The organism is Spirosoma oryzae (assembly GCF_003002825.1).
GTDB classification, from domain to species: domain Bacteria; phylum Bacteroidota; class Bacteroidia; order Cytophagales; family Spirosomataceae; genus Spirosoma; species Spirosoma oryzae.
Window position 1 is genome coordinate 1 of record NZ_PVTE01000047.1, and the last position, 21,898, is coordinate 21,898.

General features: G+C 56.4%; 24 protein-coding genes and 1 riboswitch. Of the genes, 7 read left to right on the forward strand and 17 right to left on the reverse strand.

The features are described 5' to 3' along the window. Positions 1 to 107 precede the first annotated feature (107 nt). Entirely contained in the window at positions 108 to 1,580 is a 1,473-nt protein-coding gene (locus CLV58_RS26880; protein ID WP_106140936.1) for a cobyric acid synthase, read from the forward strand. Positions 1,581 to 1,605: 25 nt separating this feature from the next. Here CLV58_RS26880 and CLV58_RS26885 read toward each other — a convergent pair whose 3' ends face one another. The 3 genes from CLV58_RS26885 to CLV58_RS26895 all read right to left on the reverse strand — a co-directional run bounded on the left by CLV58_RS26885 (position 1,606) and on the right by CLV58_RS26895 (position 4,067). Further along, a complete protein-coding gene (locus CLV58_RS26885; RefSeq protein ID WP_106140937.1) occupies positions 1,606 to 2,025 on the reverse strand; it encodes a putative toxin-antitoxin system toxin component, PIN family in 420 nt (139 codons plus the stop codon). Further along, positions 2,022 to 2,264, reverse strand: coding sequence for a hypothetical protein (locus tag CLV58_RS26890; protein WP_106140938.1), 243 nt, complete (start codon positions 2,262 to 2,264; stop codon positions 2,022 to 2,024). Before CLV58_RS26890 ends, CLV58_RS26885 begins: the two co-directional genes overlap by 4 nt. A gap of 183 nt (positions 2,265 to 2,447) precedes the next feature. Beyond that, a complete protein-coding gene (locus CLV58_RS26895; protein ID WP_106140939.1) occupies positions 2,448 to 4,067 on the reverse strand; it encodes an FAD-dependent oxidoreductase in 1,620 nt (539 codons plus the stop codon). A gap of 307 nt (positions 4,068 to 4,374) precedes the next feature. Here CLV58_RS26895 and CLV58_RS26900 point away from each other — a divergent pair, with 307 nt between their 5' ends. Genes CLV58_RS26900 through CLV58_RS26915 form a run of 4 tightly spaced genes read left to right on the forward strand, consistent with a single transcriptional unit; the run spans position 4,375 to position 7,530 of the window. Beyond that, positions 4,375 to 5,403 carry a pyridoxal phosphate-dependent aminotransferase gene (locus CLV58_RS26900; RefSeq protein WP_106140940.1) on the forward strand — a complete coding sequence of 343 codons (1,029 nt, stop codon included), beginning with the start codon at positions 4,375 to 4,377 and terminating at the stop codon, positions 5,401 to 5,403. Next, positions 5,391 to 6,332 (forward strand): adenosylcobinamide-phosphate synthase CbiB, encoded by a 942-nt coding sequence (gene cbiB, locus CLV58_RS26905; protein WP_106140941.1) that lies wholly within the window; start codon positions 5,391 to 5,393, stop codon positions 6,330 to 6,332. The genes CLV58_RS26900 and cbiB overlap by 13 nt, the downstream gene beginning before the upstream one ends. Then, positions 6,325 to 6,927, forward strand: a complete 603-nt coding sequence (locus CLV58_RS26910) for an AAA family ATPase (protein WP_106140942.1) — start codon at positions 6,325 to 6,327, stop codon at positions 6,925 to 6,927. Before cbiB ends, CLV58_RS26910 begins: the two co-directional genes overlap by 8 nt. Before the next feature lie 24 nt (positions 6,928 to 6,951). Next, entirely contained in the window at positions 6,952 to 7,530 is a 579-nt protein-coding gene (locus CLV58_RS26915) for a nitroreductase family protein (protein WP_106140943.1), read from the forward strand. Positions 7,531 to 7,550: 20 nt separating this feature from the next. On the opposite strand, the gene CLV58_RS26920 is transcribed toward CLV58_RS26915, so the two are convergent. Next, positions 7,551 to 8,468: a ClpXP adapter SpxH family protein gene (locus CLV58_RS26920; protein ID WP_106140944.1), complete on the reverse strand. Its 918-nt coding sequence runs from the start codon at positions 8,466 to 8,468 to the stop codon at positions 7,551 to 7,553. Positions 8,469 to 8,604: 136 nt separating this feature from the next. On the opposite strand from CLV58_RS26920, the gene CLV58_RS26925 reads away from it, so the two are divergent. After that, complete coding sequence (locus CLV58_RS26925) at positions 8,605 to 8,907, forward strand: winged helix-turn-helix transcriptional regulator (protein WP_106140945.1); 303 nt, start codon at positions 8,605 to 8,607, stop codon at positions 8,905 to 8,907. Between the two features lie 142 nt (positions 8,908 to 9,049). On the opposite strand, the gene cobC is transcribed toward CLV58_RS26925, so the two are convergent. The 13 genes from cobC to CLV58_RS29050 form a co-directional block, all read right to left on the reverse strand. Continuing rightward, positions 9,050 to 9,574, reverse strand: a complete 525-nt coding sequence (gene cobC / locus CLV58_RS26930) for an alpha-ribazole phosphatase (RefSeq protein WP_106140946.1) — start codon at positions 9,572 to 9,574, stop codon at positions 9,050 to 9,052. After that, positions 9,559 to 10,350: an adenosylcobinamide-GDP ribazoletransferase gene (locus CLV58_RS26935; protein ID WP_106140947.1), complete on the reverse strand. Its 792-nt coding sequence runs from the start codon at positions 10,348 to 10,350 to the stop codon at positions 9,559 to 9,561. Before CLV58_RS26935 ends, cobC begins: the two co-directional genes overlap by 16 nt. After that, positions 10,347 to 11,357 (reverse strand): nicotinate-nucleotide--dimethylbenzimidazole phosphoribosyltransferase, encoded by a 1,011-nt coding sequence (cobT, locus tag CLV58_RS26940; protein ID WP_245882479.1) that lies wholly within the window; start codon positions 11,355 to 11,357, stop codon positions 10,347 to 10,349. Before cobT ends, CLV58_RS26935 begins: the two co-directional genes overlap by 4 nt. A gap of 213 nt (positions 11,358 to 11,570) precedes the next feature. Then, on the reverse strand, positions 11,571 to 12,080 hold the full coding sequence (locus CLV58_RS26945; protein ID WP_106140948.1) for a bifunctional adenosylcobinamide kinase/adenosylcobinamide-phosphate guanylyltransferase: 510 nt from the start codon (positions 12,078 to 12,080) through the stop codon (positions 11,571 to 11,573). Further along, positions 12,077 to 12,655, reverse strand: a complete 579-nt coding sequence (locus CLV58_RS26950; protein WP_106140949.1) for a cob(I)yrinic acid a,c-diamide adenosyltransferase — start codon at positions 12,653 to 12,655, stop codon at positions 12,077 to 12,079. The genes CLV58_RS26945 and CLV58_RS26950 overlap by 4 nt, the downstream gene beginning before the upstream one ends. A gap of 224 nt (positions 12,656 to 12,879) precedes the next feature. Continuing rightward, on the reverse strand, positions 12,880 to 13,896 hold the full coding sequence (locus CLV58_RS26955) for an ABC transporter ATP-binding protein (protein ID WP_106140950.1): 1,017 nt from the start codon (positions 13,894 to 13,896) through the stop codon (positions 12,880 to 12,882). After that, positions 13,896 to 14,975, reverse strand: a complete 1,080-nt coding sequence (locus CLV58_RS26960) for a FecCD family ABC transporter permease (RefSeq protein ID WP_106140951.1) — start codon at positions 14,973 to 14,975, stop codon at positions 13,896 to 13,898. The genes CLV58_RS26955 and CLV58_RS26960 overlap by 1 nt, the downstream gene beginning before the upstream one ends. Continuing rightward, positions 14,975 to 16,201 carry an ABC transporter substrate-binding protein gene (locus CLV58_RS26965; protein WP_106140952.1) on the reverse strand — a complete coding sequence of 409 codons (1,227 nt, stop codon included), beginning with the start codon at positions 16,199 to 16,201 and terminating at the stop codon, positions 14,975 to 14,977. Before CLV58_RS26965 ends, CLV58_RS26960 begins: the two co-directional genes overlap by 1 nt. Then, positions 16,200 to 16,423, reverse strand: a riboswitch (cobalamin riboswitch). (Overlaps the previous gene by 2 nt.) 56 nt (positions 16,424 to 16,479) lie before the next feature. Beyond that, entirely contained in the window at positions 16,480 to 17,604 is a 1,125-nt protein-coding gene (locus CLV58_RS26970) for a YjbH domain-containing protein (protein ID WP_245882480.1), read from the reverse strand. After that, on the reverse strand, positions 17,588 to 18,463 hold the full coding sequence (locus CLV58_RS26975; protein WP_146141560.1) for a YjbH domain-containing protein: 876 nt from the start codon (positions 18,461 to 18,463) through the stop codon (positions 17,588 to 17,590). Before CLV58_RS26975 ends, CLV58_RS26970 begins: the two co-directional genes overlap by 17 nt. A 95-nt stretch (positions 18,464 to 18,558) precedes the next feature. Then, entirely contained in the window at positions 18,559 to 19,299 is a 741-nt protein-coding gene (locus CLV58_RS26980) for an outer membrane beta-barrel protein (protein ID WP_106140954.1), read from the reverse strand. 49 nt (positions 19,300 to 19,348) lie between these two features. After that, complete coding sequence (locus CLV58_RS26985; RefSeq protein ID WP_106140955.1) at positions 19,349 to 20,392, reverse strand: hypothetical protein; 1,044 nt, start codon at positions 20,390 to 20,392, stop codon at positions 19,349 to 19,351. A gap of 297 nt (positions 20,393 to 20,689) precedes the next feature. Next, the gene (locus CLV58_RS29050) at positions 20,690 to 20,821 is read right to left on the reverse strand and encodes a hypothetical protein (RefSeq protein WP_281257954.1); all 132 of its coding nucleotides are present in this window, start codon (positions 20,819 to 20,821) and stop codon (positions 20,690 to 20,692) included. A 276-nt stretch (positions 20,822 to 21,097) separates the two neighbouring features. On the opposite strand from CLV58_RS29050, the gene CLV58_RS28570 reads away from it, so the two are divergent. Beyond that, positions 21,098 to 21,235, forward strand: a complete 138-nt coding sequence (locus CLV58_RS28570; protein ID WP_170108812.1) for a hypothetical protein — start codon at positions 21,098 to 21,100, stop codon at positions 21,233 to 21,235. The last annotated feature ends 663 nt before the right edge of the window (positions 21,236 to 21,898 follow it).

Sequence of the window (21,898 nt, forward strand, 5' to 3'; positions counted from 1 at the left end):
CGTAGCCGAAAGCCTGCATGGTGAGCAATATTGTGATGTGAGATACCACAAAATTGCTCAACTCGTCAGGCTTTCCCTATTTTCGGATAGACTCTAAGTCTGCTTCAATGCCTACTCTTCGGCCCATTATGTTTGTCGGGACGGCCTCCGACGTGGGAAAAAGCGTCATTACGGCCGGGTTTTGCCGCATTTTCAAACAGGACGGTTACCAGCCGGCTCCGTTCAAGGCGCAGAATATGTCGCTCAACAGCTACGCGACGCCGGAAGGGCTGGAGATTGGTCGGGCACAGGCGGTACAGGCCGAAGCCGCCGGACTCCCCTGCCATACCGACATGAATCCGGTGCTGCTAAAACCCACCAACGACCGCAGTTCGCAGGTGATTCTAAACGGCAAGCCCATTGGTAACCAGTCGGCCTACGATTATTTCATGGGCAACGACCGCGCCGAACTGTTTACCGCCGTAACGCAGGCATTCGACCGGTTGGCCAATCGGCATTCCCCCATCGTGATGGAAGGTGCCGGTAGTATTTCGGAGCTGAACCTGAAGCACCGCGACATCACGAACCTCCGCATCGCGCAGCATGCCGGAGCCGCTACGTACCTCATCGGCGACATAGATCGGGGTGGCTTGTTCGGTAGCGTATACGGCACCATCGCCCTGCTGAAACCCGACGAACGGGCGCTTATCAAGGGAATTATCATCAACAAATTCCGGGGCGACGCCCGCCTGTTCGACGACGGTCGGCGGATGCTGGAAGAACTGACGGGGGTGCCGGTGGTCGGCATGCTGCCGTACTTCCGCGACATTGCTATCGAACAGGAAGACTCGGTCGTGCTCGAACAGAAAGCCCGGTCGATGATGACGGGGAAAGTAAACGTAGCAGTCGTGCTGCTCAAACGGATGTCCAACTTCACCGACTTCGATCGGCTGGAGCGCGACCCACGCGTCAACCTGTTCTACACGCATCAGCCCGACGACATCGCGCAGGCCGACATCGTGATTCTACCCGGCAGCAAAAACACGATCGACGACCTGCTAACGATTAAAAATAACGGCGTCGCCCGGGCCATTGTCGACGCGCATAAGCAGGGGAAAACGGTCATCGGCATTTGCGGGGGCTACCAGATGCTGGGCGACATAGTCGAAGACCCGGACCAGGTGGAAGGCACTATCGAAGCCCTGCCGGGACTCGGTCTGCTGCCCGTCCGAACGATACTGCAACCCGTCAAGACGACACAGCAGCGTGATTTTACGTACCGGCAGATGGCCGAACCTTGTCGGGGTTACGAAATTCATATGGGGCAGACCGACGTTATGGGGACGCCTAATCCCGTCGCCCAACTCGACAACGGGCAACCCGACGGCTATTTTCTCCACGACCGCTGCTGGGGCACGTACCTGCACGGCATCCTCGACAACGACGTCGTCGTCAATGCGCTGCTGTCTCCCTACACGACCGAGTCGACCAATGCATCGTTCGATTACGCCCAGTTCAAGGAACAGCAGTACAACCGCCTGGCCGACCTGATTCGCCAACACGTCGACATGAACCAGATTTACGCGTCGATGCAGTTATAAAGGCATACGCTGTTTGCTACGTACACTATTCCCCTGCTTTTATCAGCGCTCTGAACTCGTCAAACGAGCAGATCGGAACCGGCGGAAATCGTTTTTCGTCGCGAAGTAGATTCAAAATGTGCCGATCATCTGAAACAAGCCAATCGGCACCTGCAGCAATAGCACAATCAACAAATTTGTTATCATCGGGATCATCCTTCACTTGGTCAAACCGGAAATATGGTTCCTGCCGGATGTGGTTAGGAGCAGCCAGAAGAAGAGAAGTTACCAGCTCGGCAGCTGTAGCACTAAAATAATACGCCGTCATCTCGGCATATTCCAGCAAGATTTCATTGCTGACTACCCATGTAAATGCGTTGGCCTCAAACGCGTCGTACAACCAACGATAACTACCATCGTGCGGAATCGACCGGAGCAGGCCATTTGTATCAATAACAGCCTTCATTTATTCTTTCGAATTTCCCGCAATAGCTCAGTCCGATTGTGGCCAGACAACTGTGCGTCGAGTTGTTCTATAGTCAACCCTTTTCGTTGCATAGCCTGTTGCACTTCATCATCAAGCCGTTGCCGAAAATGCCGCATCAACGTCTGCCGCATAGCGATCACTTCAGCCTCGCTTATATCGAAACTAAACAATTCCAGCAGCGCCAGTTGAGCATCAGTCAATCGTTGCGAAGTAATCATACTAGTATCACCGTCATCTATCCGCAAATGTACCAAAAACGAACGGGTAGCCATCACTAGACTACATGACCAAGTCTCCCAGTTCAAGGAGCAGCAATGACTGACCGATCAACGCGTAAATCGCAATGGCCAGAATCATGTATAAATGTAGGGATACAGCGAAGCCGGGTCAGCGTTGCGAAGCTAGTTGGCCAGTGTCAATCGCTGCCTATCCTGTAGCAGGGCCGTCCGTAGCGCATCGTATGAAAGCCGTTGAGGACTGGTGTTCTGCCGGATAGACAGGACGGCTGCGGTTGCTGCCGATTGGCCAAGGATCATAAACACCGGTTCCATGCGTATGGAGCCATAGGCGATATGCGAACTTGACACACAGACCGGAACCAGCAAATTAGTACACTCCTTTTCCCGGGGCAGAATCGACCCATAAGCAATCGAGTACGGTTTGTCGGGATGCACACCAATATCGCCCTCGTTCTGCACATAGCCGTCAGCCCGTACGTACCGTTGTGCATTATGAGCATCCAGCGCGTACGATCCCATACCGATCGGCTGAGGAACCTCAGTTTTTCCCAGTGCATCGGCTTCTTTCATGACATACGTTCCCAGCATACGCCGGGCTTCGCGGATATACAACTGATGGGGCCAGTTCCCATTGTCGGTAAACTCGTCTTTCGCCAGCCCCCACTGTTGCATGGCCTCCCGGACATCGGCCGGAACGCGTGGGTCAGTGGCCATAAAGTACAGCAGCCCCTGCTGATACCGCTGGTGTTCGCGAATGATCTGCCGACGGCGTTCGTACGATGCGTCCGGATAATCGTAGTTTTTACCGATGTAATCGCTGCTGAACGGGCCGTGGTTGTTGGTATCGGTTTTCCGATTGGGAATAGGGTCGAATTTTTGAAACATTTCCCGCCAGCCACTGTCGAACACCCGCCCCAGCAGTTCGTATCGGGACGCATCGTACCCATCGGGCCGGGCAAACGGCACACGGTTGTTAGGGTGATTACTAAAACACATCCGAAAACAGTAGGCCTGAATTTTATGGTCCCCCGCGCCCTTTTCGCCCGGCCCGTCGGCCGCGATTTCGGAGAGTAAACCACTCTTCGGATCACCGGGAATTTTGTACGGGCTGATGTTTGCCTTGAAAAAGTGACCGTGCTGAAAAACGTTGGGCTGCACCCCGTTCCAGTTTTCGCCGTACATCGTACTGGCCTCCCGCCCGACGTGATATTGCACACCGGCAGCCGCCATTAGATCGCCTTCGTAAGTAGCGTCAATAAACATCCGCCCCTGATACATGTGTCCGGTCAATGTCCGAAACGACTGAATTGCGCCTTCTTTTTTCACAACACCTTTGGTCGACCGGTCAAGCCACTCGTTCCGAAATACGGTAATGTCATTTTCCCGCACGAAGTCCTCAAATACCTGTTCAGCCGCGTGTGGCTCGAAGATCCACATGGTACGGGCGTTTCCGTCGATGGCGGGCGTCCCCTGCCCTGTGTTTCCGTACTCACTGCGCGCCTGCCATTTCCAGGCAGAATCCTGCTGATAGTGCGCATACAGTCGCTGGTAAAATTCACGCGACAGTCCACCGATGACTTCCTTGTTTCCCGTATCGGTAAAACCCAGTCCGCCCGATGATAGGCCACCCAGGTGTTTATCAGGGGAAACGACAAGCACCGACATCCCCATCTTATGTACCTGAACGGCGGCCATGACAGCCGCTGACGTTCCGCCGTAAATGATCACGTCGGCCCGGCGGGTAGCCGGCGGAGCGATGCCGACAGCTGCGACCGACTGCATGATCAGTCCGATACAAACGAGTAGCTGACCTACTCTCAGTCGACGCGCAACTCGGTTTTTCATAGATAAATAATGCGTATGGTGAGTGCCTTTGGCTCGGGTACGATGGTGGCCGTCATCGTACGGATTGAAAGCTTTGTTAAAAAGCAATATACTGGTCAAATCAGACGCTGCACGGCCATCCCGGTACGCCTGTCGATTGGTAGGTTTACGCCGACAACCTATCTTTACCGATGCTGTTCAGTACGTGTTCCGTACAGCTGACCACCTAATTTCGCCGTATTTACAAGCGGTCGAAGCCTGATTTATGTTACACGGACATGGCGATGACCGCTATCGCTACACGACCCCGATTCGCGCTGACTTCAGCACCAATGTCTGGTATGGTGGCGAACCGGCCGGTCTGAAAGAGTACCTGTTTAGTCAGTGGGACCGCATCAACCGCTACCCCGACGCGCTGGCGGGTCAACTGGCCGAGCAGATCGCCAGTCATCACGGGCTTCCGGCCGACCGAATGCTGGTCAACAGTGGAACGACCGAGACGATTTATCTGATTGCGCAGGCGTTTGCCGGTAGCCGCACAACGATCGTTACGCCCGCTTTTGCGGAGTACGAAGACGCCTGCCGGATGCACGGCCATCAACTCGATTTTCTCGACTGGGCTACGCTCACTGAGTTGCCTTCACTGTCGACCCAGTTAGTCTTTATCTGCAATCCCAACAATCCAACGGGGGCCGCTTTTCCCGCGCTGGCGGACTGGATAGCCCGGAATCCGCAGACGCTGTTTGTGGTCGACGAAGCGTTTATCGAGTTTACCGACCAACTGCACACAGCCCTGCCGCTGCTCGATCAGCACGATAATCTGCTGGTTATGCGATCGCTGACGAAAGCCTACGCCATCCCGGGGCTACGGCTGGGCTACGTCGTCGGATCGCCGTCGCTGATTACCCGGCTGACAGCCTGTAAACAACCGTGGACAGTGAACGCCATGGCGCTGGCTGCCGGGCAATTCATCTTCGCCAATTACGACCACATCCAGCTACCTCTAAGCCAGTTACTAGCTGATAAACGTCAGTTCGTCGCTGCGTTGTCAGGCATTGCTGCTATTCAGGTCTACGATAGTGTAACTCATTTTTTTCTGGCCGAAACCCACACCAGATGGGGTTGTGTCGGGACGGCGGGCGAGTTGAAGGCGTATTTACTCGACAAACACGGCCTGCTCATCCGCGACGCCAGCAATTTTCGGGGGCTACGGCCGGGTCATTTCCGACTCTGTACGCTTGCGCCCGATAAAAATGCGCTGCTCATCGACGCCCTCACCGAATGGACCCACTGATTCAATGGGGGCTTCCCCCACTGCTGGGCTACGTCCTCGACCTGCTCATCGGCGATCCCGACAACTGGCCACATCCCGTTCGGGTATTTGGCAATTTGATTGCCGCCGGCGAGCGCCGACTCAACCGGGGCACGGGCCGTTTCGGGAAAGGAGCCATGCTGACAATTGGCCTGTGCGTCGGCGTCTGGCTGTTTTTCTACGGCCTGGATACTCTTACTTTACGCGTTCACCCAGCCGTTTACGTGCTCGTCAACAGCCTGTTTGTCTGGTACGGACTCGCCAACAACAACCTGATTACCGAAGGCCGGGCCGTGTTTCGAGTGCTGGACCAGGAGGGGCTCGAAGCGGGGCGACGGCAGGTAGCCCGCATCGTCGGGCGCGACACGTCGCAATTGAGTGCCCAGCAGATTCGGATTGCAGCTCTGGAAACGATGTCGGAAAACCTCAGCGACGGCGTCATTGGGCCACTTTTTTTCTACGGCTTGGCAGGGGTACCGGGCCTGATGACCTACAAACTCATCAACACGCTGGATTCGATGATCGGCTACCGCAGCGATCGCTATGAACAGTTCGGCAAGTTCGCGGCCCGGCTCGACGATCTCGCCAACCTCATTCCCGCCCGGCTAACGGCTTTGCTAATGAGCCTGTCGGGGGGTAAGCTCCGGGCGTTGCGATTCGCGTTCCGGTACGGTCGTCGGCACAAGAGCCCCAACGCCGGTTACCCCGAAGCCGCGCTGGCGGGTATACTCGACTGTCGCTTCGGCGGACCCAACGTCTACCACGGCGTATTAGTCGACAAACCGTTTATCGGCGAGCACGATCGGACTATCAGCCCCGACGACATTGGCCGGGCAGTGGCCATTAATCACCGTAGCTGTCTGCTGATGGTGATGGCGCTGCTGGGTATCTTTGCGCTGCTTTATGGCTAACTTCATTCTTTCCGGTGGGCCCGGCGCGGGCAAAAGCACGTTGCTCAACGCGCTACGCACGGCGGGCTATCACACGGTCGACGAAGCGTCGCGGGTGCTGATTCAGGAACAGGTCGCGCAGGGGGGGCATTGCCTGCCTTGGGTGGATTTGTCCTGCTTTGCCCGGCTGGCGCTGCACCGTATGGTCGCCGATTACAACCAGACGTCGACCCAGCCCGGTCGTCCTGTCACGTTTTTCGACCGGGGTATTCCCGACATCATCGCTTACCTACGCGTGGCGGGTTTATCTGTCGATGCTGCCTTTTACCAGGCCATTCAGCAGTGTCCGTACCAGAAGCAGGTGTTCATGGCCCCACCCTGGGAATCAATTTACATCAACGACAGCGAGCGCTGGCAAACGTTTGCCGAGGCTACCGCGCTGCACGATGCGCTGGTCGACACGTATCAGTCGCTGGGCTTTACCATCGTTCCGCTCCCGCTGGCCCCCGTAGCCGATCGGGTGACATTCATCCAGCAAACCTTGTCTGCCCTATTCCCTACATCCAGCCAGTCTGCTGGAACCGCTCACACCAGTCAGCCGTTCATTTTTAGCTAATCAATCCCGTCAACGACGCAGTTTATGAGCCAGTCAATCGACACGATCAATCAGATTATCCGCAATCGACGCAGCATTTTCCCACCCGAATACACCGGTCAGGAGATTCCGCGCGAGTTGCTGGAAACCGTCCTCGAAAACGCCAACTACGCTCCTACCCACCGGCTTACGCAACCCTGGCGCTTCACCGTCTTCCGGGGCCAAGGCCTGCAAAAGCTAGCTGACTACATGGGCGACACCTACCGCGCCAATGCCACGCCCGAATCGTTTTCGGAGGCTAAACTCGAAGGAGCCCGCAACAAAGTGCTGAAGTCAGCCTGCGTAATCGCCATCGTGATGGAAATACACCCCGACAAAGTACCGGAATGGGAAGAAGTTGCAGCAGTGTCCTGTGCGGTGCAAAATATGTGGCTGACGACAACCGCCCTGGGTATCGGTGCGTACTGGAGCAGCCCCAGCAACGTCAATGCACTGAACCAGTTTCTGAACCTGACACCCAGTCAGAAATGCGTAGGGCTGTTTTTCATGGGCTACCACCTGCCGAAAGATAAACCCGCCGTCCGGACCCCCATCGAAGAGAAAGTGACTTGGGTTGAAGCCTAAGCCACTTTCTATGAGCTAGTTTAGTGGGCGTTATACGTCCACACACTGCCATTCTTCGTATCAAACTGGGTTAGCTGCCCCTGCCTGGTCAGTTGTCGTAAACGCGATTCGCTGTCCGGCCGGGGCAGCCCCGACAGTTCCGCGAACTCGCGTGCCGTCAGCGACGAATAGGCTGAAAACAAGGACTGCCAGTTTGTATCGATCGGCTTTTTGCGTGCCGACGGATTCAGTTTTAGTACGACGTTCTCGTACACACTGTACGGTTTGACTCCGTACACGGTCTCCTGTTGCCCCAATTCATTCACGAAGAACATCGTTGGAAACCCGCGCACACCCAGTTGCCGACCGAGTTCGAGATCGTCGGCAAAGCGTGCTTTCGCATCACCTTCATAATCCTGTTTCAACTGGTCTACGTCCAGCCCGACGGCCTGCGCGGCTTCAGCCAGGTACGTCCAGTTCGTGATGTTCTTCTTTTCCAGAAAAACCAGTTCCCGAATCCGGCGCAGAAACCGCACGGCCTTTTCCGGACTTTGCAACTGAGCCGCTTTTACCGCAATCGATGGTGGGTAAGACGATGCCAGTGGATTCTCCAGCCACACGTCGCCGTCAATAGGCATATCGTAATGCAGACTTACCTCGTCCCAGTGCGAAGCTACATCCGACGGCTTGCTGATTCCCCCGCTGTTATAACTCCAGTCGGGCAGCAGCCCACCCATGCGGTACTCGATGTCCAGATCCTGCCCGTATTCGAGTTTGAGTTTCCGAAGTTGCGGTTCGATACCCCAGCACGACGAGCAAATCGGGTCGGTGTAGTACACGACTTTTACGGCCTTTTTCGTAACGGCAATGCCTGTTTCGTTGCCGGCTACCGTGTCAGGAATCAGGCATTGACCCGTTTCCAGATCGCATAGCAGCGGGTTGTTCGATTGATTTTCCATCGTGTTTGAATTCACCACGGCTTTTTTTGCGTTCCTCCGGTAATCGCTTACCGTTTGGATACCGGCTGCCGTGCTATCATTGCCCAAAGGTGACGCCAGAACAGGCAATCAATCAATTAGTCAGAAAAAGTTGACCATGAATTCTCCGCATAAAGCTGATCCGGCCTGCCCCGCCGAAGCGTTGCTGAAGCAGTTGTCGGGCAAGTGGAAGCCGCAGATTTTTCGGCTGGCAGTCAACGGACCGCTTCGGTTCAACGCACTGCTGCGGGCGATCGAAGGGACTAACAAGCAGTCGCTGGCGTCGTCGCTGAACGAGCTGGTCGAGGCAGGGTATCTGGACAAAGTGGTCATCAGCCAGAAGCCGCTGCACATCGAGTACAGCCTGTCGGAGAAAGGTAGGGCGGTGGTTCCACTTTTCATGCAGCTGGAACTGCTATAACACCCGCTACGTGTATAATCACCTGACAACAAAATCAATCCGAATGCATTTTTTTTGTCATTCCGAGCCTGCGAGGAATCTTCGCCGAGAGAAAGAAATACGCTGCTACCGAAGATTCCCCGCAGGCTCGGAATGACAAAAATTAAGACTGGTGTAGCGTAATTACGTCGCCATAGATAACGTCGATGGTAAACGCGGAAATCAGGGGAATCTGCCGATCGGCAGCTACCAGCAACCGGATAACGCCCCCGTGCGTAACAACGCCAACATGCTGATACGGCTGACGAACCAGTTCTGACCAGAAGTCTATAACGCGCTCGTTCATCTGACGCATACTTTCGCCACCCGGCGGAGCATTGTTGACAAAATCCTGCATCCACAGTTCCGACGCCTGCCGATCGATTGTGTCCCAGGTTTGCCCCTCCCACTCGCCGAAATTCAGTTCGCGCAATCGCTCGTCAAGACGCACGATCGGGGCAAGTTGCTCGGCCAGTTGCACACACCGCCGGGACGGACTGCTGTACACGACGTCGAACGTACCGGGCAGTTTCGCGCGGACCGCAGCCAGTTCCAGCGCAAAACTATCCGCCAGCGGCACGTCGGTACGGCCGTAGATCAGGCCCGGCGAAATGGCAGGCGTGGTATGGCGAATCAGGGTAATGTCCATAAAACAGCCGAAAGCAGATAGAAACTTACTTCACAGACCTGTTGCGTCGCCCCCAGGCAGTCGCCGGTATAGCCACCAATCCAGCGGGTGAAGTAGCGGGTCAACAGTATTTTTACGCCGTACAGCAAGGGAACGAGCATAAGCAACAGTGGCTGTTGGGTCAGCCAACAAGTTACCAGCAGGGGTAATCCGGCCCAGATACCCGCCACCACCAAAATTTCCGGTCCGATGGTTTGCGCAACGGGCTTGGCCTTGCTGTCGTCCGTTTCGCGCACATACGTATGGGTGCGAATAACCGTCACTGCCATAAACCGACTCAGCGCGTGGGCACTCATCAGATACGCCAGTAGCAGGGTTGTCTGGTCAGTCAACAACGTACCCATATGCCGCAACACGCTGAATTTCAATCCCAGCATCAGCGCCAACCCGACGACCCCGTAGGTACCCACCCGGCTGTCTTTCATTATCGTCAGGATACGCTCTTTGGTCCAGCCACCACCGAAGCCATCGCACACGTCAGCGAAGCCGTCTTCGTGAAACGCCCCGGTCAGTAGCACCGACGCCGTCATACCCAGCAGTAAGCCCGTATTCGCGTCGATCAGGTACGTACCCGCCAGCCAGACCAGCCCCGTTACGGCCCCGACGAGCCAGCCGATCAGGGGTAAATAGCGCGTCGACTGATTCAGCACCGACTCACTGTAACCAACCCACGCGGGAACGGGCAAGCGGGTGTAAAACTGAAGCGCCACGAAAAACAAGCGGAGTTCGTGTTTCATGCGCTTTCCCCACTGACACCGGCGCTCTCGAACGACGCCATCTCGTTTAGAAAAGCAACGGCGCTTTGCAGGATCGGATACGCAACGGCGCAGCCCGTTCCCTCACCCAGCCGCATACCCAGTTGCAGCAGCGGCTCAGCACCGAGTTCGGTCAGCAGACGGGTATGGCCTTTCTCGGCCGATTGATGGCAAAAGACAGCAAAGGGCTGGATGCTGGCATCCAGTCGATGGGCGCACAAAAACGCGACGGACGCGATAAAACCATCGACCAGTATGACCATCCGGCGACGGGCAGCTTCCAGAAATGCCCCGCACATTGTTGCGACCTCAAAACCGCCGAATGTTTGCAGTACGGCCATCGGGTCGCTTGCGTCGACCGACGAATGCGCAGCCTTTGCCTGTTCGAGAATCGCTAATTTCTGGGTATACCGCTCGTCAGCTACGCCCGTCCCGGCCCCTACACAGTCGGCCAGCGGCAGGTTCAACAGCAGGCTCATCAGCATAGCGGCCGACGACGTGTTGCCGATGCCCATTTCGCCAAAGCCAATGACGTTACAGCCTGTGTCCTGCACCTGCGCGACCAGCTTCCGGCCATTCTCCAGACAGGCGGCACACTGTTCCGGCGTCATGGCCGTTTCCCGCAGGAAGCTCCGCGTACCGGGCGCGACTTTGGCGTCGATCAGATCCGGGTGCGGGTCGAAGATATAGTCGACGCCCGCATCGACCAGCTTGAGCGTGATGCCATGCTGTCGCGTGAAGACGTTGATGGCCGCGCCCCCCGTCAGAAAATTCAGTACCATCTGGTACGTCACTTCGCTGGGGTACGCACTGACGCCTTCGTTTGCAATGCCATGACTAGCCGCCATCACCACCAGATGCGGCTTCACCAGTTGGGGTTGTGTCGTCTGTTGAATCAGGGCAATCTGTTTCGCCAGCGTTTCCAGGCGCCCCAACGCCCCCAGCGGTTTTGTTTTCGTGTCGATGATGTGTTGTATCTGCTGTTCCATTATGGGTTTTGATGAGTGTAGCCCAGACGTCCACGTCTGGTAGACGTGATAGCGGCTAAAATAGCTTCCATCTGAAGTAGTTGACCTGGCGACCACTAGACCCACGCCGGCGGACCGGTCCAAGTCTTATAGGTGCCATAGCTACCTGCTAGCTACCGCCTTACATAGTTGGCCTGGCGGCCTCCAGACCTGGAGGTCTGGGCTACATATGGGCTACATAGTTTTCAAAAAAAGCGGCAGGCCGGAGACCATGAATATGGCTTCGTCGGCGACGGCGGCAACGTATTGATTAGCCCAGCCTTGTAGGTCGGTGAAGGCGCGGCCGAGTTCGGTATCCGCGTGTAGTCCCATCCCGATTTCGTTGGAAATAATCAGAAACGTGCCCGGCAGTTTCGCCAGCGCGTCGATCTCTGCCTTGAACGCCGTCAGGGTACGGGCGACGTCGCTGTCGTGGGCCATAAACAGGTTCGTCAGCCAGAGCGTCACGCAGTCGATCACGGCGACCCGGTTGGTCAGCGGCAGGGTGGCCAGATTCGCTTCCTGCTCGAAGGTTATCCATTCGGGGCCACGCTCAGCGCGGTGCCGGTCGACCCGCTGCCCGAACTCCACATCCCAGATGCGGGCCGTCGCGACGTAGACGGGCGCATCGCTGAGCTGCCGGGCCTTCTCCTGCGCGTACCGGCTTTTGCCACTGCGGACCCCACCGGAGATGTACACGATCATGCTTCCGACTTAAAGCGTTTGTAGAGAAACAGCTGCCATTTCTCCTCGGCAACACCGGCTTTGTCCATCTCGGCGCGGGCCAGCGTAAAAAATAAGTCAGACAAGCGGTTGACGTACGCCGGAATCGCCGGATGTACCTCGTCGGTCTTGCGCAGGGAGACCAGCCGCCGTTCACCCCGCCGAATCTGGGTCCGGGCGACGTGGCACAGCGCCGAAATCTCATTACCACCCGGCAGCAGGAAGTAATCCGAGGGCGACGACATAGCCGCTTCGAGCGCGTCGATCCATTGCTCGCAGAAGTCGGCACCGTCTTCGGGCATCGGGTTTTTGTTTTCCTTCTTAGCGTCCGACGGGCGAGCCAGGTGCGACATCATATCCATCAGGTCTTTTTGAATCTTATGCAGATTGGGTTGCCACGCGTGGTCGTTGCCTAGCTTGACCCGCAGTAGTCCGATGGTGGAATTTGCTTCATCGAGTGTACCGATGCACTCGACCCGTACGTCGTCTTTGTCGACCCGGCTACCGCCGAACAGACCCGTCGTACCTTTGTCGCCTTTTTTCGTGTATATCTTCATGATGATTGAAATGTGATTAGTTGGCCCTACGTCATCTAGTTGATCTTTGCAGGGCGACTTTTAATCGTCAAATTCCTTGAAGGACAGGGGTGCCTAGATAGGCATTATCCGCATCAAAATCGCCGTTTTTGTCATCCCGAGCCGGCGGCCCAGTCGCCGGCTCGGGATGACAAAAACACTTCTCCAAATAACCTCTTGAGGGATTTAGGGGGTAGATGAGCATTTCATTTACGTACTTCCGAAAGATCATCTCTCAACGCCCCCAGCAAGTCACTTACCGACGTAACCGTGTAGGTTTGGCCTGCATAGGTATACTGCCAGTGCGCCTGCCCCTGCTGGAAAAACGCTTCGACGGTCCGGTCGGCGGTGTCCTGTATGGCGAACCCCTCCCGGCGCAGCGCCCGGCGCGTCCAGAACAGCAACGACTCATTACCCGATAACCGCACCGACGGACCGTTCTCGTCGGGTTGCATCGTGAACGTACCCGTCGAGCGGTCGAAGTAGAAGCCGGCCTTATCGAAAGCAGCGTCGAAGGCACCCGTCAGCACCAGATCCTCGGGTGCCCCCACGGCCAGTTGTCCCAGTGCGTCGAATAGCCACAACGTGTCGGCGGCTTGCAAGGCAAGGTCCAGCTCGTGGGTCGACAGGAGAATCGCTTTGCCCGTCTGCCGGGTCAGTTGCCGAAGCAACCGCATCATCTCGACCCGGTTGGGCAGATCAAGATGGGCCGTAGGTTCGTCCAGCAGAATCAGATCGGTGTCCTGCGCCAGCGCCCGGGCCAGCATCACCGTCTGCCGTTCGCCGTCGCTTAGTTGGTGCAGTCGCCGGTCGGCCAGCCGGTGCGTGTTCGTCAGGGTCAGTGCCTGCTCGATTCGTGCCTGATCGATGGCCGTCAGTCGGCCAAAGCGGCCGGTATGCGGGGCACGACCCAGTGCCACCAGTTCGCCCACCCGCATCGTGCCCATGTCGACACGTTCGGCCAGGACCAGGCTCATGCGCCGGGCCAGATCGAGCGTGCTGATGTCGGTTAGCGGCTGACCAGCCAGTTTCACCGTTCCGGCCAGCGGTGTCTGTAGCCCCGCCAGCGTCCGCATCAGCGTCGACTTACCGGCCCCGTTCGGTCCCAGCAGACAAACCAGTTGACCCGCAGCCAGTGATAGCGTCAGCCCCTGTGCCACCGTGCGTTGCTGTGTCGGATAACCGATGCTCAGGTCGTGCGTCGTTAACAGCGGTGTGTTCATCAGAAAGCCGTGCGGATGGAGTTACGACGCATGATAATCCAGATCACCACCGGCCCGCCCAACAGGGAGGTGACGATGTTGATGGGCAGAATGGCCTGTGTCCCTGGTAGTTGGGAAAGGATATCGCAGCCAAGCAGTAGCAGGGTTCCGACCAGACAGGCCGTTGGAATCAGCAGGCGATGGTCGGCGGTGTCGAGCAGCGAGCGGGTCAGGTGCGGCACGGCAATCCCGACAAAACCGATCGGTCCGCAAAAGGCAGTGATGCTACCCGTCAATACGCTGGTACTGAGCAGAATCAGCAGGCGACTGCGCGGGACGTTGAGGCCCATACTCCGGGCATAGTTGTCGCCCAGCAGCAGCACGTTCAGCGACTTCGACAGCGTAAACGCCAGCAGCAGGCCACCCGCCACTACGCCCGCCAGCACGTACAGATGCGTCTGCACAACCCCGCCCAGCGAGCCAAACGTCCAGAGTAAATATTCCTGCAACTGTTCGGGCTGACTGAAATATTGCCAGATGCTGATGATCGCCAGCGTCACGGTACCGACCATCACGCCGACGATGAGTAATACGACATTGTCGCGCAGTCGACCGGCGATCGCCAGTACCAGCGCCAGGACCAGCGCCGAGCCCGCCGACGCCATCGCGACAAGCAGCCAGCTATCGCCGATGCCCAGTTGCCGGATCGCGTACAGACTGGCACTGCCCCCGCTGCCCAGCATCACCAGCGCGACACCCAGCCCGGCCCCGGCCGTAATGCCCAGTTCCGACGGGCCAGCCAGTGGATTGCGAAACAGCGCCTGCATCTGTAAACCGCTCACCGACAGCCCACAGCCGACGATAACGGCCGTAACCGCCTTAGGTAATCGTATCTTCTGGACGATGTACAGCCACGCTTCGTTGTCGGACGTCTGGCCGAATACGATCCGGGCCACTTCCTTAACGGGAATAGCCACCGACCCCAGCGCAATGTCGAGCAGAAAGCAAAACAGCGCCAGCCCCGTCAGTACGGGCACGACAAGCCGACGCCAGGACCACGCAGACGGTGGACCGGACGGATGGGTATCAGCCGTGTTCATTAGTTCAGTTGCTGGTAGTAAATCAGTTGGTGCTTCGGCAGCAGATCGGGGTGCAGAATCCGGATCAGGTCGGCCAGAACCAGGTGCGGGTTGACGGCCCCCGATTCCCAGAAATCATTGGAACCCCGGCTGTTGACCCGTTTGGTGTAGCTGTACAGCCGGCCTGTTTTGAACGCTTTGAAGTCGGCGTAGCGCACGTCTTTGGCCAGTACGCTCTGCTTCGAATCGACCGACATCATCCCCACGTTGAGCCAGTAGTCGGCCGTCAGCGCGATGGGGTATACGGCTTCGAAATTCAGCGGCAGGCTACCCGTCGCCCGACGGTTCACCCAGGGGTATTTCCCCCCGGCATCCAGAAAAAAGCGGGTCATGTAGCTGTCGCCGTCGGGTACATACCAGGCATCCTTGCTGTTCATTCCGCTGATGATCGTCGGCTTGCGGGCGACAGGCTTCGTCAAAGCCGCCAGCCGGTTGTACTCCTGCTCGACCTTCGCAAATTTCTGGTTGACAAGCGTTTCCTTATTGAGCAGCGCAGCCAGCAGTTTCACCCATTCGGCCCGGCCCAGTGGCGTTGTCTCGACCCATTCCGAATTGATCAGCACCGGCACGCCCGCTCCCCGGATGGTGCGGTAATGATCGAGCCGGGCGGTGGGGCTACCCATGGCCATCAGCAGATCGGGCTGTATGGTAATCACCTGTTCGTCGTTGATCGTCTGGTCGCGACCCACTTCGCGAACTTTCCCCGCGTCGATGCGCTGAATCACCTTCGGCGACGATACGTATTTGAGATTACCCAGACCGACGATAAGGTCTTCCGCGCCCAGAAACTCCGCCAGTCCCACGTGCATCGACGACATGGCAACGATACTGCGCAGCGGAATATCGATAACCTGACTGGCCGCGTAGCCCTTCGGGGCCGGGGTACCGCGTGGCACCAGCACGTACCGCACCGTATCGACGCTTTTGTCGAACGGGCTCATAATCGACACGAACTTGTAGGGGCCACTGTACCGGATCGCAAACCCTTTGGCGTAGCGGACGGCTACCTGCGGGCGAGCGAGACTGGTACGTTGGGGAGCCGGTTTGGCGGAAACCGGCTGGGGCAGACTAGCGGTCGACAGACCAGCCAGCAGGCAGACAAACCAGACAGCAAAGCGTGGTTTGCACTGCGCGAACGGAGCAATGTGTGTATGCACGGACGGACGGGCTTTTCCTCCGAAAGCCATTATCGATGAAGCAACGGCAGGTCTTCTGACTTCCCCCACGATCAGCGGCCTTCCCGTTCCGAACGAAACAGTGGCACGCGGGGCTGATCGCGTTTGTGGAGGTTACAGCAGCGGAGACTGTTCCGGATTTGCACCAAACCGGCGGACCGGCGGATTCCCTTTTAAACTCGGTCGATCGCTCTCGTGGGCGACTGACCGATTACCCTTGCGCGGGCAAAGGTACAGCACGAGGGGGGCGAAATTGTTATCCGTCCGTGAGAAATATAAATGGCCGGGCCTTACCGGCCGAGCTGACTCTTCAGGTAGCTGTTGTGATACTGACGCAGTAAGGCATCGAGTTGATAGCCCACTTTGTAGCGGGTAGCGATGTTGTAGCCCCGGCTGTAGTTGTATTCCCAGCGAAACTCCTCCGTCGTCCGCAGCCGGACCCGGTTCGATTGTACGATTCGTCCCGGTGGAATGGGAATGGCGAAGTTGAAACCGGCCGTCGATCCATTGCCGGTTTTGGTGGCGAAAAAGCCGACCTCGACGTTCGGAAACTGCCGGATAAAGTCGATGCGGCCACCCCGGTCGTTGAACAGGTACTGCCCCCCCGACACTTTCAGCGTTACGTTGTGCCGCCCGATACGGTAGGCCACGTCACCCAGTATCATCAGGTCGCTGAGCGACTGGTAGTAAAAATCGTTTTTCGGAAAGACGTAATACCCCGTCAGGCTGGTCTCCAGCCCATACGACCAGGGCGAATTCAGATCAGCGTGGCGGTACTGCACGTTCAGCCCATAGCGGTCATTGTAGAACAAACCCGCCGAAATACTCATGAAATCGGCTTGGTTGAGCGCCAGAAACTGATTCAGAAAGATCGGCGCGGGCCGGACGTTCATCGCCTGATTATCCAGATCGTTGATGATCGGAAACAGAATCCCCCAGTTCAGCACCAGCCCACGGCGCAGGTAGAGCTGGCTTTGCAGCAGGAGATTAGTCTTGCTTTCGACCGTTCGTTCGCGATTACCGAAGTTAGCCATGAACTCGGGGTGAAGGCGAAAATCGAACCTGTAGGCCCGTCCGTTGAACGGCACGGCGGCAGCATAGTCCGACCGGTCCGTTCGTGTCAGTGGCGTTGTTCGGAAGACTGGTGTCAGTTGGTACTGCGCAATCGGCACTCCCTGAAAAAGCGGCACCAGCGCCGAGCCGGTCCGGGCAACCGGCATTTCGCTCAGTTCCAGCATGGCCGTCATGGGATTCCGGTACAGGCGCTGCTCATAAAACACCCGGTGTTTCGCACTGTCGACGGTCAGGTTTTCCAGCGAACCAACGATCTGACCGGTCGTCGATTGCCCCACTGCCAGTCGACTTGTCATCAGCAACAGGACGAATCGCCCCCAATGCTTACTTCGCTTTATCATGGCTGGCGGAGTGTTTGGTGGATAGCAGCGAGAAAGCGTACGACGCCCCGAACGTAAGCTGATCGAAATTCACGACGCCCGCCTGCACGGTCCAGTGCTTAAAAAAAGTAGCGTAGCCGCCCAGGTTCAGGTGTTGCGAATCCCACTCGGCCATGACCCCTCCTTTGCGGCTAAGGCTGGCTTTAACACCGCCGATCGGACCGGCCAGGTAGTAGGATTTCATGTCGCGTTTGTCGCGCAGGACAAAGCCCGAAAACAGCGTCGAGTTCTGATCGTTGCGCATATCGGCCCGGTCGACATAGTACGGGCAGGCGTAGCCAGCCGTCAGTTCCAGCTCAATAGCTGACGATACCGCTACGTGTTTGGTGGCCACAATAACGTTCGTAACCAGCGAGTTATCGATACCCAGCGGTATCGACGCAATCAGCGCCACCGATGGCCGATCGGCGCGTTCGGTAAGTAAGCCGTATTTCACGTCGATCTGCCGGTCGCCGATGCCCCGCGCGCCGTACTGAATCGGCCCATTTGGTCGCAGCAGGTTGACATTCAGTTCAAGTCGGGGCAGCACCACCAGGTTGACGAAAAAGATACTTTCCGAGTTACGTGTTTTTATCAACGGGTTGGCACCCGGGTTAAACCGGAAGGCGTAGTTGACCGGGTTGTAGCTGTAGCCCGCGTGAAACGTACCGTCGGACAGGATGGTTGCCGTTGGCACATACAGCAGCCCGGCCTTCCCGGAGATGTTGACCTGCGCTAGTGAGGGCGCGGCAGAAGCGGCCATGCCCAGCCCCCACAGGAGGACGCGCCGGGCGGCCCTGCTGGCCAGTAACGAACAAAATGAATGGAGACGTAGCGCCATATACCGGCAGACAGTTTTACGGAGAGGTACAAAAAAAGCTGCGTGCTGAATCCGGTTGCTGTTCGCTTCCGGTAGTCCACACGCAGCTTTTCTACTTATTCGGCCAGTTTTAGCCGTAGGGCCAGGCCCGCTTCTAAACCGTTCAGACTTACTTTTTCGGCGGTACTCGTCGACTCGGTCTGCACCAGCTGGTTGTAGCTGCCGAGGTGATACCGGACATCGAGCGCCAGATACAGTTTCTTGACCAGCTTCCGCTCGGCCCCGGCAAATACCTGCACGCCGTAGTTGTTGCCCGATTGCGATTCGTTGACCGAACCGGAACCACTAGCGACCGTCCGCGTAAAGGTATTGTTGATAAAGTATCGCGACAGCCCAACCCCGACATACGGCACCACGAACGGCGTTTTCGGCTTGGCCGACTGATCGCTCGCGTCAGTCGTTGCGGCCGGTCGCGCCGGGTTGAAGCGATACGTCAGATCAAGCGACACCGGAATGATCGCCAGGGTTAGCTTTTCCGAGCGGTTGACGCCCCCGGTGCTCAGGTTACCAGCGGCCGAACTCCGCCAGTAGCCGGCCCGCCCCCCCAGCGACAAGCCTTTGGCCAGCCCGACTTCCAGTGCCACGTGGGGCATGACCTGCCCACCGAGCGTAGCACCCTGCCCGCCGTTATAGTCCGTCAACAACGACCGCTGATTCCAGTAGTCCAGCGAGGGCTTCCAATAGCTGGCACCGACACTGATGCTGTTGAGATTCACCTGCGCCAGACTGGCCGTCGACACGCTCAGCAAGCCGCCGGCCAGCGCGAGAAAACGCAGATAAGAAGAATTCTTTTTCATAGGATTACGCGGATATAAGGAGAGGAAAAGAAGTCAGACAAGCGAATGATCAACCACCGTTACCCTGGTTGTGGCAGCTGGCAACCGCCCGGTCACGAACAGTAGCTGCGGTGCTCAATACCGTGTTGTAGTTGGTCGTAATCCGGTTAAGGTCCGAATCTCGGGCGGTCTTCGCAGCCGCGATTTTGGCATCCCGGGTAGCGGTACAGACGTTCAGATCAGCCGCCTGAATCGTATCGACATTTGTCAGCGCCTGCACGTAACCGACGTACATCATCAGCGCCAGTTGGTTGTATAGTGCATCACCTGTCGTTGCCCGCACCGAATTCAGCGTAGCCAGTGAACTATTCAGCTGCGTACGAAGCGTGGTGCGCAGGTCCGTGTACCGGGTAGGCACACTCGCCTGGCAGCTGGATACCTCAGCGTTGGCTGCCGTTTCCAGTTGCGTATAGTTGTTGTTGATAGCCGTGTTCTGACTGGTGCGGGTCGCATCCAGGCTTTGCACGACCGCAGTATATGCCGCCGAGGCCGCCTGCCGACAGGCATCAGACGAGCCATCCTGCTGTGTAGCGTTGGCCACGGCTACCAGCGTAATCCCACCAGCGCCAACCCGTGCCCCAACCGGCTTACCATTGACCGTCGGCAGTGTATACGAAGGCATGTACGCTTTCAGGGCCGCGTTGTTGGCCAGCGCCGACAGTTCTTTCTTCATATCGGCCGACATCGTTCCCGAACTGATCATGTCCGGGTTCAGGCTACTTGCCAGTTCGGACGCCCGGCTAGCCGATACCGCCTGACCGACAGCCGCACCGGCCTGTTGAACCGACGCAGGCACCTGGCCCGAAGCCGCAATGCTATTCAGCCCGGCACTGACGGCCGCAGCCATCGTTGACGAGGTGATACTACCAGCCGTTACGGATACAGCGGCCGGTGCCGTTGGGGTCACCTCGGGCAGCTTGACGTTGTCGAACCCGGCGAAGGTGTACGTGACGGGCGTGATCGACGAGACGTCTTTTGTTTTACAACTGTAGGCGGTTGTGCCTAATAGTAAGCCACATACCAGCCAATTGAGGGAGGGAGTACTTGTTTTCATACACACGGAATTGATTGACAATTTGTTTTAACTAGTTCGTGATCAGGAAGGTGTACCAGTCAGCCCTGCATCCTGTTGGTAGCTGATACCGGGCAGTTGACAAGTCAAAGATAGCCATGACCTTTAATTAACTAATATTAATTAACACAAATACTTTGTTTTCTTTTTTCTATTAATGTTAACTAAACAAATTTCTTTCCAAGTGCACGAATCGCGCACATCTTTTTTCATAAACTACTGACGTATACTCGATTAGTCCATAAAATCACCGAACCAGTACAGTTTCCCGTCGGCGGACTATGTGCAGGCGACTCCGTCTTTCGCTGGCGCGGAGACAATCCGTGTGCCAATCGCCTGTTTACCCGCCGACGCCTGTCTGCTTGTTACGAATGAGGCTACCTGAACTGGTTTGGCAATGACGAGATTCATATTGGGAAGCAGTGGGAAGCCGGGATGTGCATCCGGGAGGAGTATACCTATGCATGAAGCTATTTTCGCACTAGCCACCGCCCAAACGAGCATGCCGTAGGTACCCTGAGCGTTTTGAAGGGAATCCAGTTCAAAGCGACTTAACCTATCCGGGACTATCAGCCTAACAGATTAGCTTGCGAACTGTGCTCAAACAGCGCTTCAGGTAACTCGATTGGTAGCAGCTAGATAAAAACACTAACAGTACTACTATAAAAAGATGGCTCCGATGAACTTATGGGCTACATACGCACCGAGTCGTTTTTACTGACCACGATCGGCGCAACGGATAAGGGCGTTTGCAAAAATCTGCGGGAATTGATCGACGATTGCATCGCCGATGAAGGGGGGACGCTGAACAGTGGCGCAACGTAAAAGCAACCGACATGTCGTTCGACATCGAGTAGGCGAACGTCTGATGAAAGTATCACTGGTAACCGGCTAGCAACAGTTCAGCCTTGGTGAAACAATTTGAATTGGCTAACTAAACGAAGTATAGCGTGTATTGGACTTGCACATACACCTATCAAGACAACAAAAAAGCACTTACGAATTAACGTAAGTGCTTAACACTAAGTGAGCCAGTGGAGGGATTCGACCCCCCGACGCGCTTGCGCATCCTGATTACAAATCATAAACAGCTATTTATTTATACTTCTCTCGCGCCCCCTATAAATTATCTACTTAATTAATAATCAGTAATTTAATACACATACTCTTATCAGTACTTATTGATATATACCGTTGATTTTATAGGTTTGCATTGCACATCGCATTGCACATAATGAGGTTTGTACAATGCGTTTTCGTGCTCCCCTGATCACTATCCTATGCAAACCGCTACGGTTACTTTATTTTATGATACACGCCGTGTTGCCAAAGACGGCAGTTTCGTACGCTTGTCCGTATATGCCGATCGCCAGCAGAAGATTTACTCGACGGGCTAATGACATGACAAAAGCGGAATCAGGTCAATAAGTGGTCGATGATTGAGGACTCGGTCACGGAGTTCGTCCAGACCATGCCGGAATAAACTGT